Below are 13651 nucleotides of genomic sequence, written 5' to 3'. Positions count from 1 at the left end.
ACAGCGGTATAACGACCCCGGCGATCACTAGCCATCTCAGAACTTCAGGGTCTGCGAACCGAAACACAGCATTCGCCGCCGGGTTGGACTGGAGAGCCGCGAAGGCCAAGCTTGGAAGTGTGGCGACCAACCAAGGGAAAGAAGCAATGGGTGTGACGTAGGCCAGTCGGGAAATATCCGTGGTCGCGCCGATTTGGCAAAGCCTCTGGTGATAGCGACGTGCGAGCGTGCTTAGCATGTTCCCCTCGATATCTCCGTCGATCTTACCCTCTGCCTGAGGGGCAGCAATGGGTCGAACGCGGTTCTTCGTGTGGTCCGCTTCCAGTCGTGGCCTAGCCCTCAGCCCTCGTCGCTGAACGGCGGCGGCAGTCGGCCGGCCTTGAAGAGGATCGTCGGCTCTTCGTCGTAGTCGCCCAGTTCGGTGTCAGCCGAGACCGAGAAGGCCACGACGCCGGGCCGCAGTGGGGCCAGGCGCTCGGCCTTGCGGCGCGCTTCCTCGGCGTCCTTGCAGCCGACCTGGGGTTCAGCCCGCAGGGCGGAGCCTTTGCCCTGAACATAGGCCTGGACGATGTAGACGGTTTCGCTTGTCATGCCCGGTCAAGGGGCCTGTTCGGGGCGCAGGTCAACCAAAGACCTTGGCGCTATGGTCCTAGTCCTGCGGGATCACCGCGCGGATGACGCGGGCCGAGGAGGGGCGGCCGGCGATGCCGCGCTTGGGGTCGACCACGACGCGCAGGTCGCCGCGGGCGTAGCTGACCGAGGCGCGCGGGCCTTCGATGATGGTGATGCTGCGCAGGCGCTCGAGGAAGGGGCGGGCGCTGGGCGAGCGGGCGATGCGGATCACCGCGTCGGTGGTGACGATCAGGGCCTCAATGCACAGGGCTTCGGATTCGTCGCCGTCGAGGTTGATCAGGACCAGCCGCCCCATGGCCTCGCTGACCAGGCCGCTGCGCCGGGTCATCAGGTTGAACATCTGCACCGGGCCGAGGGTCGGCGGCTCCAGGCTGACGGCGGGGCCGGCCAGGGAGACCGGCGAGCCGCCGGGATTGCGCGTCGTATAGACGGTGACGCCGCCCGAGGGCGTGACGCGCAGCACCTGCTCGCCCGCGTCGTTGCGATAGATGGTGTCGCCGCGCGGGGCCGAGGACGGGCGCAGGGCCCAGGTCTCGGTCGAGCGTTCAAACCGCAACAGGGTCAGGGAGCCGGCGCGGTCCAGCATGAAGCTCTGACCCGCCTCGGACACGTAGCGTCCGGGGGGCGGCAGGGTGCGGGTGACGGACTGGTCGCGAATCACCCGGCTCTGTTCGACCTGGACGTTGGAGCGCAGCTGGGCCGAGGCCGGGGTCGCCGCGAGACAGCCGGCCAGCATCATCAGGGCGGCCAGGTCGAGGCGTGCGCCTCCGACCGCCCTGGCGCGCGGCGCCGGGACGGCGAAGCATGGCGGATTCTCCGCCTCAACCTCGACCGTAGCCATCATGAATGAAGTCGTGGAACGCCCGAACGGCGGATTTTAGGCAAAGCCGATTCAGCCAACCAGGTACTGGCCGCCGTTCAGCGACAGGGTGCAGCCTGTGACATATCCGGCACGCTCGCCCGACAGCCAGGACACCATGTCGGCGATTTCCTCGCCCTTGCCGAGGCGTCCGACGGGGATCTGGGCGATGATGCCGTCCAGCACCTTCTGGTCCATGGCGCCGACCATTTCCGTGTCGATATAGCCGGGGGCGATGCAGTTGACGGTGACGCCCTTGCGGGCGTTTTCCAGCGCCAGGGCCTTGGTGAAGCCGATCATTCCGGCCTTGGCGGCAGAATAGTTGGTCTGGCCGATCTGGCCTTTCTGACCGTTGATCGAGGAGATGTTGACGATGCGGCCGAAGCCCCGGTCGCGCATCCCGTTGATCACCTGGCGCGTCATGTTGAAGACGCTGTCCATGTTGACGCGGATCACGTCAGACCACTGATCGGCGCTCATCTTGTGGAAGAAGCCGTCGCGGGTGATGCCGGCGTTGTTCACCAGGACGTCGATGGGGCCCAGCTCGGCCTCGACTTCCCGCACGGCCCGCTCGCAGTCCTCGAACGAGCCGACATTGCCCTTGACCACCATGACGCCCAGTTCGCGCGCGGTCGCCGCCGCCGCTTCGTCATTGCCGGAGTAACCAGCGGCGACGGCCATGCCGTCTTCCCTCAATCGCTGGACGATCGCCTTGCCGATCCCCCGGGTGCCTCCCGTAACCAACGCCACTCGCGCCATGATGCGTTTCCCTGTCCCTTGATTTGAGGCGCCGTCGCCGACGACGCCCCACCCTCGAGACTACGCTTTAGCTTGGCAAGCGTTGCCGGAGAAGGCGCCGTTACGCGGCCCGATCAATCTGGGCCATATCGATGACGAAGCGATAACGGACATCCGACTTCTCCATCCGCGCATAGGCCTCGTTGATCTGATGCGGGGCGATGGTTTCGATGTCGCAGACGATGCCGTGGGCGGCGCAGAAATCGAGCATCTCCTGGGTCTCGCGGATCCCGCCGATCAGGCTGCCCGCGACGCTGCGGCGACGCCACAGCAGGGGCATGGCGAAGACCGGCAATCCTTCCGTGGTCAGGCCCAGCATGACCATGGTCCCGTCGCGCGCCAGCAGGTTCAGGTGGCTGGCGATCTCGTGGGTGGCCGAGACGGTGTTGATGATCAGGTCGAACTTCTCGGCCGCCGCCTTCATGGCGTCCTTGTCCGAGTTGATCAGGAAGTGTTTGGCGCCCATGCGCTCGGCGTCGGCGCGCTTGCGGTCCGAGGTCGACAGGACGGTGACTTCGGCCCCCATGGCGACCGCCAGCTTGACCGCCATGTGGCCCAGGCCGCCCAGGCCGACGACCGCCACCTTGGACCCCGGTCCGACCTTCCAGTGGCGCAGCGGGCTGTAGGTGGTGATCCCCGCGCAAAGCAGGGGGGCGGCGGCGTCCAGCGGCAGGCTGTCGGGGATGGACAGGACGTAGTTCTGATCCACCGTGATGCGGTCGGAATAGCCGCCCTGGGTGATGATCTGGCCGACCGCCTCGCCCTTGGGATCGGGCGAGCCGTAGGTCTGGGTCATGCCGGGGACGCAATACTGCTCCTCGCCCGCCTGGCACGACGAGCAGACGCGGCAGCTGTCGACCATGCAGCCGACGCCGACGCGGTCGCCTGCCTTGAAGCGGACGACATTGGCGCCGACCGCCGTCACCACCCCGGCGATCTCGTGCCCCGGCACGATGGGGTAACGGGTGCCGCCCAGGTCGTTGTGGACCACATGCAGGTCGGAGTGGCAGACGCCGCAGTACTTGATCTCGATGGCTACGTCGTCCGGGCCGGGATCGCGGCGCTCGAAGCTGTAGGGGCTCAGCGGCTGGTCGGCGGCGGTGGCGGCGAAGGCGCGGGTGGCGATCGGCATGGGGACGTCCTCAAGCTGGGCGGGAAGGCGCGCCGCAGATGGGACGCGCCCCGCGCCGCTGCAAGACGGCCCGGCCGCTATTTCAGTTTCGCGATCAGCGCCTGGGCGGCCGCCGGGTTCCGCACCTTGGCGCCCGAAATGAAGTAGGCGAAGACGTCGCCGCGCTCAGCCCAGCCGCGCGCCTGTTTCGCCACGGCGTCCAGTTCGTCCGAGGTCATGCCGGTCGGCTCGTCCTCGCGGCTGGACATCAGGCGGGCGTAGCTGAAGTCGGCGGTGGCCTCGTCGATCTGCGGCCAGGTCGGCTCCTCGTCATCGACCGCATAGACGATGGCCGCGCCGTACTTGGCCGCCAGATCATAGAATTCCTGACAGGCGAAGGTCGGATTGCGCACCTCGAGCGCGTGGCGCAGCCGCACCCCGTCCTTTTCTTTCGGCAGCAGCTTGAGGAAGCCCTCGAAGTCCTCGGCGTCGAACTTCTTGGTGCCCATGAACTGCCAGTTGATCGGGCCCAGCTTGTCGCCCAGCAGGGTCAGCCCCTGCGACAGGAAGCGGTCGAAGCTCTCGCCGCCCTCCGACAGCACCTTGCGGTTGGTGCAGAACCGGCTGGCCTTGACCGCGAAGACGAAGTCGGCGGGCGTCTCGTCGCGCCACTTCATCCAGCTGTCGGGCTTGAAGGTCGAATAATAGGTGCCGTTGATCTCGATCGAGGTCAGGGCCCGGCTGGCGAACTCCAGTTCGCGCTTCTGGGTCAGGCCCTCGGGATAGAAGACCCCGCGCCAAGGCTCGAAGGTCCAGCCGCCGACGCCGATGTGGATGGAACCTGTCATGGCCGAGCCTCCTGTCCAGCGCCCTTGATCGCAGGAATCGACGGCTTTCGCTACGGAGAGCGAACTCGCAACGGGGTGGGAAGCAGCCCCTCAGCGATCGGTTCGGCGCCGGAGATGCATGAGTGGATAGGGCCTTCCTTGCCCATCCTGAGCAGAGCGCCCGATACGTTCGAAGCCTAGATGTTCGTAAAAGCCGAGGGCCTTCGGATTCTGCTCGTTGACATCGACAGTCAGGCCGGGGTGAGCGGTGAGGGCCTTGTGGACAAGTGCTTTGCCAATACCTTTGCCGTGCTGATCGGGGGCAACGAAAAGCGCCTCCAAATGCCCTTCATGCAAGAACATGAAGCCGAGCGGCATATCAGAACTATCGACGGCAAGAAGCAGAGGCGCCTGCGGAAAAAAGCTAGGAAGCTCGGCCTCGATTGCATCACGGTCGTCTGGGGCAAGGAAGTCGTGGGTGGCGTCGACAGCCGCGCGCCAGATGTCCATGACGCGAGGAAAATCTGAAATGCTGGAAGGGCGAAAAGCTAACATGCCCTGTCTTACCCATGGCGGCCTTCGCCCGCCATGGGCGCGAAGGCGGACATAGCCTTCATGGCCCGTCAGCACGACGACGGTTGCGGTGGCGAAAGCCGCCCCTCCAGTCTATAGCGCCGCCGTCGTGGGAGTGTTGTGCGCGTGCCGGAACTGACGCCTGAGATCATCGCCCTGTTGGGCCTCGCGTCGGTGATCGCCGGCTTTATCGACGCCATCGCCGGCGGCGGGGGGCTGATCTCCTTGCCGGCCCTGCTGTCGGTCGGGCTGAACCCGGTGGCGGCCATCGCCACCAACAAGGTGCAGGGCAGCGTCGGCACGGCCTCGGCCCTGTGGAACTTCTGGCGCAAGGGCCGCGTGGATTTCCGCCTGATCCGCTGGCCTCTGGCCCTGGTCGGCGTCGGGGCGGGGCTGGGGGCGTTCGCCGTGACTCTGGTGGACTCGCGGTGGCTGATGATCCTGCTGCCGGTGCTGCTGATCGGCATCGCGCTGTATTTCCTGTTCGGCCCCAGGGCCTCGGACGAGGACGCCCACGCCCGGCTGACGCCGTTGGCCTACGCCTTCGTGGCGGGCGGGATCGGCTTCTACGACGGCTTCTTCGGGCCGGGCACAGGCTCCTTCTTCGCTCTCAGCCTGGTCATGCTGCTGGGCATGGGGCTGACGCGGGCCACGGCCCACACCAAGGCCCTGAACCTGATGAGCAACGTCGTCGGCATCGTGGTGCTGGCGGCGGGCGGCCATGTGGTCTGGGCCCTGGCCGGGATCATGGCCGTGGGGCAGTTCATCGGCGGGCGGTTGGGCTCGCACGCGGCGATGCGGTTCGGGCCGCGCCTGATCCGGCCCCTGCTGGTGGTCATCTCCCTGGCCATCACCGTGCGGCTGCTGTCCGACCCGGCCAACCCGCTGCGGGTCGTCGTGGCCGGCTGGCTGATCTAGGCTCAGTCCGGAACCAGCATGGCCAGGGCTGTCAGCAGGTCGCGGGCGGTGACGGGTTTGGCCAGATGCAAGTCGGCGCCGGCGGCGCGGGCGCTGTCGCGGTGCTCGGTCATGGCGTTGGCGCTCAGCATCAGGATCGGGGTGCGCGGGGTCGCTGGTCGGGCCGCCTCGACGGCGCGCATTGCGCGGGTCGCCGTCAGCCCGTCCATGCCGGGCATCTGCATGTCCATCAGCACCACGTCGAACGGCCGGGCCTCGAAGGCGGCGACGGCCTGGGCGCCGTCGTCGACGATGGCCAGTTCCGTCACATGCTCGGCCAGGATCAGCTGGACCAGGCGCTGGTTGACCGGATGGTCCTCGGCCAGCAGGACGCGCAGGGGGCGCGGCAGGGCGGTAACGGCGGCGAGGTCGCGCGCGGCAAAGTCGTCGGCGCGGGGCAGGGGCAGCTCGACGCGGAAGCGGCTGCCCACGCCCGGCGTCGAATCCCCCTCGATCCGCCCGCCCATCATCTCGGCCAGGGACCGGCAGATCGACAGGCCCAGTCCCGTGCCGCCGAAGCGGCGGGTGATGCTGCTGTCGGCCTGGCTGAACCGCTGGAACAGGCGGGCGGCGTGGTCGGCGTCGAAGCCCACGCCGGTGTCCTCGACCTCGAACGACAACAGGGTCGGGGCGCAATCCTCTTCGCTCAGGGCGAAGCGGACGGAGACGGAGCCCTCGGCGGTGAATTTCACGGCGTTGGACAGCAGATTGGCCAGGATCTGGCCGATACGGACGCTGTCGCCGACGAAGGCTCCGCGCACATGGGCCGGGCGCTCGACGCGGAAGGTCAGCCCCTTGGCCTCGGCCCGCAGTCGCAGGGTTTCGAGCGTCGCGGCCAGGGCCTCGTCCAGGTCGAAGGGACGCAACTCCAGCTCCAGCCTGCCGGCCTCGATACGCGACACGTCCAGCATGTCCGAAACCAGCCGCTCCAGCGTCACCCCCGAGGCGCCGATCAGCTCGACCATCTCGGCCTGATCCGGCGACAGCGGCGTGCGCGACAGGGCGTCGATGATGCCGATGACCCCGTTCAGGGGCGTGCGGATCTCGTGGCTCATGTTGGCCAGGAAGTCGGACTTGGCGCGGTTGGCCGCCTCGGCGGCGGCCTTGGCCTCGATCAGGGCCGTTTCGGCGGCGATCTTGGCGGTCACGTCGCGGGCCACGGCGTAGATGCGGTCGCCGAACTTCTGCGCTCGCCATTCCAGAGTGACATAGTGGCCGTCGCGGTGGCGGTAGCGGTTGACGTGGCCCCTCACCGGATCGCCGTGCCGGCGCGTCTCGACCTCGGCGACGCTGTCCAGGGTGGCGGGCAGGTCGTCGGGATGAACCAGGGTCAGGATGGCCAGGCCGATCAGGTCTTGCGGCTCATAGCCCAGGATCGCCGCCCAGGAGGCGCTGACCCGGACGATGACGCCTTGCAGATCGCGGATGACCAGCAGGTCCAGCGAGACGTCGAAGAAGGTCGCCAGGTCTGCGGCCTCGTCGCGCGCCGGCTGCGGTTTTCCCGTCAGCGGTGGAGCGGCGGCCGGGGCGAAAGTCATGGGCGATCCTTACGTACACGCCGCCGTTTCTAGACGGGGCCGGTTAAGGTCGCATTTCCAAGGTGTGACGAGATCGCGGGGCGGGGCCGCTCAGTAGGCGAAGTCGCGATAGATGCGGCTGACGTCGCCCTGCCAGTCGCCGTGATAGAGCTCCAGCAGGCGGTCGGCGGGGGTGACGCCGCTGTCGGCGATGTCTTCCAGTTCCGACAGATAGCCGCGCTCATCGACCATGCCGCCCGAAAAGCGGGCCCTGTTCTTCAGGCCGTGCTTGGCGATTTCGACCAGGTCGACGGCCACGTCGCGCACGCTGCGGCCCGCTACCTCGGCCTTGAGGCCCAGACGGGTGACGTCGCGGCGCAGGCGCTCATGGTCGGCGATGTCCCAGTCCTTGCACAGGTCCCAGGCGGCGGCCAAAGACGGCGCGTCATAGAGAATGCCGGCCCACAGGGCGGGCAGGGCGCAGATGCGGCTCCACGGACCGCCGTCGGCGCCGCGCATCTCGAGATACTGTTTCAGCCGCACTTCGGGGAAGAGGGTGGTCAGGTGGTCGGCCCAGTCCTTCTCGGTGGCGCGTTCGCCGGGCAGGGCGTCCAGCCCCTCGATCATGAACTTGCGGAACGACTGGCCCGACAGATCGACATAGGTCTCGCCGCGCTTGGCGAAATACATCGGCGTGTCCAGCGCATAGTCGGCGTAGCGTTCGTAGCCGAAGCCTTCGGCGAAGACGAAGTCCAGCATGCCGGTGCGGTCCGGATCGGTGTCGGTCCAGACGTTGGCGCGCGCCGACAAGAAGCCGTTGGGCTTGCCCTCGGTGAAGGGCGAACAGGCGAACAGGGCGGTGGCGATGGGCTGCAGCGCCAGCGAGGTGCGGAACTTCATGACCATGTCGGCTTCTGAGTCGAAGTCGAGATTGGCCTGGATGGTGCAGGTGCGCAGCATCATGTCGAGGCCCAGAGAGCCCTTTTTGGGCATATAGGCGCGCATGATGCCGTAGCGGCCCTTGGGCATGACCGGCACGTCCTCGCGCCGCCATAGGGGGTCGAAACCGGCGCCGAGGAAGCCGAGATTCAGCTGGTCCGCGACCTGCTTGACCTCCATCAGGTGCTGGCCGGTTTCCGAACAGATGTCGTGGATGGTCTGAAGCGGCGCCCCCGACAGCTCGAACTGACCGCCCGGCTCCAGGCTGATCGAGGCGGTGAAGCCCTCGGCGTTCTTGCGTTCCAGGGCGATGACGTGGCCGGCTTCCTCGACCGGAGACCAGCCGAAGCGTTGCAGGCCGGTCAACATGGCCAGGATGCCGTTGTCGCCCTCATAGGCGGGTCGGCGCAGGGTGGACTTGTCGAAGCCGAACTTCTCGTGCTCGGCGCCGATGCGCCACTGGTCCTTGGGCTTCTCGCCCTTCGACATGGCGTGGATCAGTTGCTCTTTTGAAAGCGGCGCCGTGTCGGTCATCTGTAACCCCTGCTGTCGCGGCTAGATGGGCGAGGATAAGGCCCCGCTCAAGAGGGGGCGTGCAAACTTCTAGCGTTCCCAGTCGCCGACAGCCGCCTGCCACAGGGTCAGGGCGGCGATGGCGGCGGTGTCGGCGCGCAGGATGCGTGGGCCCAGAGAGACGGCGGTGGTGATGGGCAGGGCCCGCAGACGCTCGCCTTCCTCGGGCGAGAAGCCGCCCTCGGGACCGATCAGAATGGCCCATTTACCTTCGCCCGTAGCAGCCAGAGCCGACACGGCGGGCGCGCCGCCCGTCTCGTCGCAGAACATCAGGCGGCGCGATGCGTCCCAGCCGTCCAGCAGGGCGTCCAGCTTCACCGGATCATCGACCAGGGGCACGTCCAGACGCCCGGTCTGTTCGGCGGCCTCCTCGGCGATGGCGTCCAGACGATCGAGGCGAAGGCGGTCGGCGTTGGTGCGGTGGGTCAGGACCAGACGGACGCGGGCGGCGCCCAGTTCGGTCGCCTTCTCGACGATGGTTTCGATCCGGGCCTTCTTCACCACGGCGACGATCAGCTCCAGGTCGGGGCCGTAGGCTTGCGGCCGCGCCTGTTCCTCGGCGCGCAGGATGACGCCCTTCTTCAGCACCTCGGCCACGCTGGCGCGCCATTCGCCGTCCCGACCGTTGAAGACCAGCAGGTCGTCGCCCGCCTTCAGCCGCATCACCTGGGTCAGATAGCGCGACTGGTCGAGGGTCGGAGCGACGGCGAGGCCGGGGGCGAGGTCGCCCTGAACGTGCAAACGGATCATGCCGGGGATTTAGCGGGCGCGCGGGCCTGCGTCACGCGCCGAGCCGCGTCAGCTCAGCCGGTCGCGCTGGGCGGGCCAGACGGGGGGCAGGTCGGCGTGGCCCTGGGCGTGGCGCAGTTCGCGTTCCAGCATCCGGCTCATGGCGTCCAGCGGCAGGTCGTTGGGATCGTCGCCGAAGGGGTCTTCCAGTTCGTCGCCAAGCGCATCAAGCCCGAAGAAGGTGTAGGCGACCAGCAGGGACACCGCCATCGTCCACCACCCCAGCGCCGGCGCCAGGGCGAAGGGCAGCATCAGGCAAAACGCATGGGCCGTCCGGTGCAGCAGCAGGGCGTAGGCGAAGGGCAGGGGCGTGGTCTTGATGCGCTCGCAACCGGCCAGAACATGGCTCATCTCGGTCAGGCGGGTTTCCAGCACTGAATAGCGAATCGGGTCGATCAGGCCGTCGCGCAGCAGTTCGGCGCACTGGCGGCCCACCGATGTCAGCGCGGCGTCGGTGGCGTGGGGCGCGGGCCCGACGGGCGTCCAGCGGGCGATCTCGCCGGTCTCGTCGCGGTCGCGCAGCCGCGCGGCCAGGCCGAAGACGAAGCCGCCGACCCCGTTCAGCATGGGCGTGCGACGCTCCTCGGGCAGCAGGGCCGTCTGACGGATGAAGGAGCGGACGGCGATGATCAGTTCGCCCCACAGCTTGCGCGCTTCCCACCAGCGGTCATAGCAGGCGTTGTTGCGGAAGCTCATGAAGATGGACAGCGCCAGCCCGATCAGGGCGAAGGGCGCCGCCGCCAGATGCACCGGCAGGTCGGGCCGGGCGCGGTGCAGCAGCACCGCCGCCACGGTGATGGCGACCGTCAGGCCCAGCCGCCCGACCACGCGCGGCAGGATGGATCCATTCAGTGCGAACAGGATTTCCAGCGGGCCGGGGCGGGAGCGGACGATCATGGCCCTCCCATACCGCCCCGGCGGTCGGCTTTACAGGGTGCGCGCGATCAGCAGCTTCATGATCTCGTTGGTGCCGCCGTAGATGCGCTGGACGCGGGCGTCCTTGTAGAGCTGGGCGATCGGATATTCGTTCATGTAGCCGTAGCCGCCGAAGAGCTGCAGCATCTCGTCGATGGTCTCGCCCTGGATGTCCGTGACCCAGTATTTGGCCATGGAGGCGGTGGCGGCGTCCAGCTGGCCCTTGAGGTGCAGGCCGATGCAGTGGTCGACGAAGACCTTGGCCACGGTCAGCTTGGTCTTGACCTCGGCCAGCTTGAACTGGGTGTTCTGGAAGTCGATCACCCGCTTGCCGAAGGCCTTGCGCTGCTTGACGTAGTCCAGCGTCGCCTCCAGCCCGCGCTCGGCGGCGGCCACGCCCTGAACGGCGATGTTCAGACGCTCCTGCGGCAGTTGCTGCATCAATTGGACGAAGCCCTGGCCCTCGCCGCCGCCGATGACGTTGTCCAGCGGGACCTTCACGTCATTGAAGAAGAGCTCGGAGGTGTCGTTGGCCTCCATGCCGATCTTGTGCAGGTTGCGGCCGCGCTCGAAGCCATCGGCCCCGTCGGTTTCGACCACGATCAGCGACGTGCCCTTGGCGCCCTCGGCCGGGTCGGTCTTGGCGACGACAATGATGAAGTTGGCCAGCTGGCCGTTGGTGATGAAGGTCTTCGAGCCGTTCAGGACATAGTGGTCGCCGGATTTGACGGCGGTGGTCTTGACGCCCTGCAGGTCGGAGCCGGCGCCTGGCTCGGTCATGGCGATGGCGCCGACCAGTTCGCCCGAGGCCAGGCGCGGCAGCCAGCGCGCCTTCTGCTCGGCTGTGCCGTAGTGCCAGATGTAGGGCATGACGATGGCGTTGTGCAGCGAGATGCCGAAGTGGTCCGCGCCCTTCCAGCCCAGCTGGCGCATCAGCACGACCTCATGGCGATAGTCGCCGCCGAAGCCGCCGTCTTCCTCGGGCAGGCTGAGGCCCAGCAGACCGGCCTCGCCCGCGTCGTTCCACAGCTGGCGCGGCACCGACGACTCAGCGATCCACTGCTGGAACTTCTCGGGCGGGGCGTGCTCGTCGATCCATTTGCCGACGCTGTCGGAGAAGAGGACGATCTCCTCGTCCTGCATGAAGTCGGGTTCGGGGACGTTGAGCACGTTCATGGTCGCGTTTCCTGCTGGTGCGCGGTTCGGACTCTGGCGGTCGTCTGGGCGCGGTCGATAGAGAAAGGGCCTCCCTCGCGTTCGCGAGAGAGGCCCTGATCGTCAGTGGTGGATCAGAACGCCTCGGCGGGCATCTGCATCAGCACCTCGGCGCCGGTCTTCAGCTTGGCCAGGTGAGCGCCCGCGTCGGGCAGGATGCGTTCGACGAAGTACTGACCGGTCTGCAGCTTGGTCACATAGTAGGGATCGGTGTCGCCGGCGGCGATCTTGGCCGACGCCGACTTCGCCATCTGCGCCCACATATAGGCCAGGGCCGTCAGGCCGAAGATGTGCAGATAGTCGGTCGAGGCGGCGGCGGCGTTGTCCGGGTTGGCCATGCCGTTCTGCATCAGCCACATGGTGCCGTCCTGCAGCTTCTTCTTGGTGTCGGCCAGGCCGTCGACGAAGGGCTTGATGGCCTCGTCGGCGCCGTTCTCGCCGACGAAGGCGTCGATGTCGGCGAACCAGCTCATGATGGCGCGGCCGCCGTTGGACGGCAGCTTGCGGCCCACCAGGTCCAGGGCCTGAATGCCGTTGGTGCCCTCATAGATCATGGTGATGCGGGCATCGCGCAGATACTGCGAAGCGGGGAAGTGCTCGGTATAGCCCGAGCCGCCGTGGACCTGCATGGCCAGCGAGGCGACGTGGAAGCCCTTGTCGGTCAGGTAGGCTTTCAGGACCGGCGTGATCAGGCCCATGTAATCCTTGGCCTTGGTGGCCGTGGCCTCGTCCGAGGACTTCTGCAGGTCCGCTTGCAGGGCGGTCCACAGGATGAAGGCGCGGCCGCCTTCGACGAAGGCCTTGGATTCCAGCAGCATCCGGCGCACGTCGGGGTGGACCATGATGGGGTCGGCCGGGCCGTCCGGGTTCTTGGCGCCGGTCAGGGCGCGGCCCTGCAGGCGGTCGTTGGCGAACTCGACGGCGGCCTGATAGGCGGCGTCGCCGATGGCCAGGCCTTGCAGGCCGGTGCCGAGGCGGGCCTCGTTCATGACTACGAACATGTTGTTCATGCCCCGGCCTTCTTCGCCGATCAGCCAGCCCTTGGCGTTCTCATAAGCCATGACGCAGGTGGCGTTGCCGTGGATGCCCATCTTGTGCTCGAGGCCGGCGCAGGACACGCCGTTGCGCTCGCCGATGGAGCCGTCGGCGTTCACCAGGAACTTCGGCACCACGAACAGGGACAGGCCCTTGATGCCCGGAACCGCGCCTTCGACGCGGGCCAGGACCGTGTGGATGATGTTGTCGGCGAAGTCGTGCTCGCCGGCCGAGATCCAGATCTTCTGGCCGGTGATGGAATAGGAACCGTCGCCGTTCGGCACGGCCTTGGTGCGGACCATGCCCAGGTCGGTGCCGCACTGCGGCTCGGTCGGGTTCATGGTGCCGGTCCACTCGCCGGTCGCCATCTTGGGCAGGTAGGTCTGCTTCAGTTCGTCCGAGGCCGAGGCTTCGATGCCGTGATAGGCGCCCGCCGTCAGGCCCGGATACATGGAGAAGGCCGCCGAGGCCGCCGCCGTGAACTGACCCACCGCCATCGACACGATGGAGGGCAGGCCCTGGCCGCCGTATTCCGTGCCGAAGGCCAGGCTGGTCCAGCCGGCCTCGACCATCTGGTGATAGGCTTCCTTCCAGCCCTTGGGCGTGGTCACCACGTCGCCCTCGATGGTGCAGCCTTCCTGATCGCCCGGACGGTTGATCGGGGCGATGACCTCCTCGGCGAACTTGCCGCCTTCCTCGATGATCTGGTCGATCAGGTCGCGCGACAGATCGGCGTCGGCGAAGTGGTTGGCGTAGCGTTCGACCTCCAGCACGTCGTGCAGGACGAAGGACAGGTCGCGGACAGGCGCCTTGTAGGCCATGATCAGGCTCTCGCTTTGAAGGGCTGGAATTGATTGTCGGGGTTGAGCCGTTCGCTCAGCAGGTTGGCGTATTCGTCCGCCCCCGGCAG

The 13651-nt window shown here is 67.3% G+C and carries 13 protein-coding genes; 1 reads left to right on the top strand and 12 read right to left on the bottom strand.

Going from position 1 to position 13651, the window contains the following annotated elements; all coding sequences use genetic code 11:
* Window positions 1-339 precede the first annotated feature (339 nt).
* From VGE49_RS09105 to VGE49_RS09080, 6 genes are all read right to left on the bottom strand, one after another.
* Window positions 340-591 carry a hypothetical protein gene (locus VGE49_RS09105; protein WP_331034241.1) on the bottom strand — a complete coding sequence of 84 codons (252 nt, stop codon included), beginning with the start codon at window positions 589-591 and terminating at the stop codon, window positions 340-342.
* A 58-nt stretch (window positions 592-649) separates the two neighbouring features.
* Window positions 650-1477 (bottom strand): DUF4908 domain-containing protein, encoded by an 828-nt coding sequence (locus VGE49_RS09100; RefSeq protein ID WP_331034240.1) that lies wholly within the window; start codon window positions 1475-1477, stop codon window positions 650-652.
* 48 nt (window positions 1478-1525) lie between these two features.
* The gene (phbB, locus tag VGE49_RS09095; RefSeq protein ID WP_331034239.1) at window positions 1526-2251 is read right to left on the bottom strand and encodes an acetoacetyl-CoA reductase; all 726 of its coding nucleotides are present in this window, start codon (window positions 2249-2251) and stop codon (window positions 1526-1528) included.
* Window positions 2252-2351: 100 nt separating this feature from the next.
* On the bottom strand, window positions 2352-3422 hold the full coding sequence (locus VGE49_RS09090; protein ID WP_331034238.1) for an NAD(P)-dependent alcohol dehydrogenase: 1071 nt from the start codon (window positions 3420-3422) through the stop codon (window positions 2352-2354).
* 77 nt (window positions 3423-3499) lie between these two features.
* Window positions 3500-4249 (bottom strand): DUF72 domain-containing protein, encoded by a 750-nt coding sequence (locus tag VGE49_RS09085; RefSeq protein WP_331034237.1) that lies wholly within the window; start codon window positions 4247-4249, stop codon window positions 3500-3502.
* 90 nt (window positions 4250-4339) lie between these two features.
* Entirely contained in the window at window positions 4340-4738 is a 399-nt protein-coding gene (locus tag VGE49_RS09080) for an acetyltransferase (RefSeq protein ID WP_331034260.1), read from the bottom strand.
* A 189-nt stretch (window positions 4739-4927) separates the two neighbouring features.
* Here VGE49_RS09080 and VGE49_RS09075 point away from each other — a divergent pair, with 189 nt between their 5' ends.
* On the top strand, window positions 4928-5719 hold the full coding sequence (locus VGE49_RS09075; protein WP_331034236.1) for a TSUP family transporter: 792 nt from the start codon (window positions 4928-4930) through the stop codon (window positions 5717-5719).
* 2 nt (window positions 5720-5721) lie between these two features.
* On the opposite strand, the gene VGE49_RS09070 is transcribed toward VGE49_RS09075, so the two are convergent.
* The 6 genes from VGE49_RS09070 to VGE49_RS09045 all read right to left on the bottom strand — a co-directional run bounded on the left by VGE49_RS09070 (window position 5722) and on the right by VGE49_RS09045 (window position 13562).
* Complete coding sequence (locus VGE49_RS09070; protein ID WP_331034235.1) at window positions 5722-7296, bottom strand: ATP-binding protein; 1575 nt, start codon at window positions 7294-7296, stop codon at window positions 5722-5724.
* Window positions 7297-7386: 90 nt separating this feature from the next.
* Entirely contained in the window at window positions 7387-8748 is a 1362-nt protein-coding gene (locus VGE49_RS09065) for a glutamate--cysteine ligase (protein ID WP_331034234.1), read from the bottom strand.
* A 69-nt stretch (window positions 8749-8817) separates the two neighbouring features.
* On the bottom strand, window positions 8818-9537 hold the full coding sequence (locus VGE49_RS09060) for a 16S rRNA (uracil(1498)-N(3))-methyltransferase (protein ID WP_331034233.1): 720 nt from the start codon (window positions 9535-9537) through the stop codon (window positions 8818-8820).
* A 48-nt stretch (window positions 9538-9585) separates the two neighbouring features.
* Window positions 9586-10473: a bestrophin family protein gene (locus VGE49_RS09055; RefSeq protein WP_331034232.1), complete on the bottom strand. Its 888-nt coding sequence runs from the start codon at window positions 10471-10473 to the stop codon at window positions 9586-9588.
* Window positions 10474-10503: 30 nt separating this feature from the next.
* Entirely contained in the window at window positions 10504-11667 is a 1164-nt protein-coding gene (locus VGE49_RS09050) for an acyl-CoA dehydrogenase family protein (RefSeq protein ID WP_331034231.1), read from the bottom strand.
* 113 nt (window positions 11668-11780) lie between these two features.
* Window positions 11781-13562: an acyl-CoA dehydrogenase C-terminal domain-containing protein gene (locus VGE49_RS09045; protein WP_331034230.1), complete on the bottom strand. Its 1782-nt coding sequence runs from the start codon at window positions 13560-13562 to the stop codon at window positions 11781-11783.
* Window positions 13563-13651: the final 89 nt, after the last annotated feature.

Source organism: Brevundimonas sp., assembly GCF_036405315.1.
In the GTDB taxonomy this organism is placed as follows: Bacteria; Pseudomonadota; Alphaproteobacteria; order Caulobacterales; family Caulobacteraceae; genus Brevundimonas.
The sequence above is the reverse complement of the archived record's forward strand: the minus strand, read 5'-3'. Positions and strand labels throughout refer to the sequence as shown.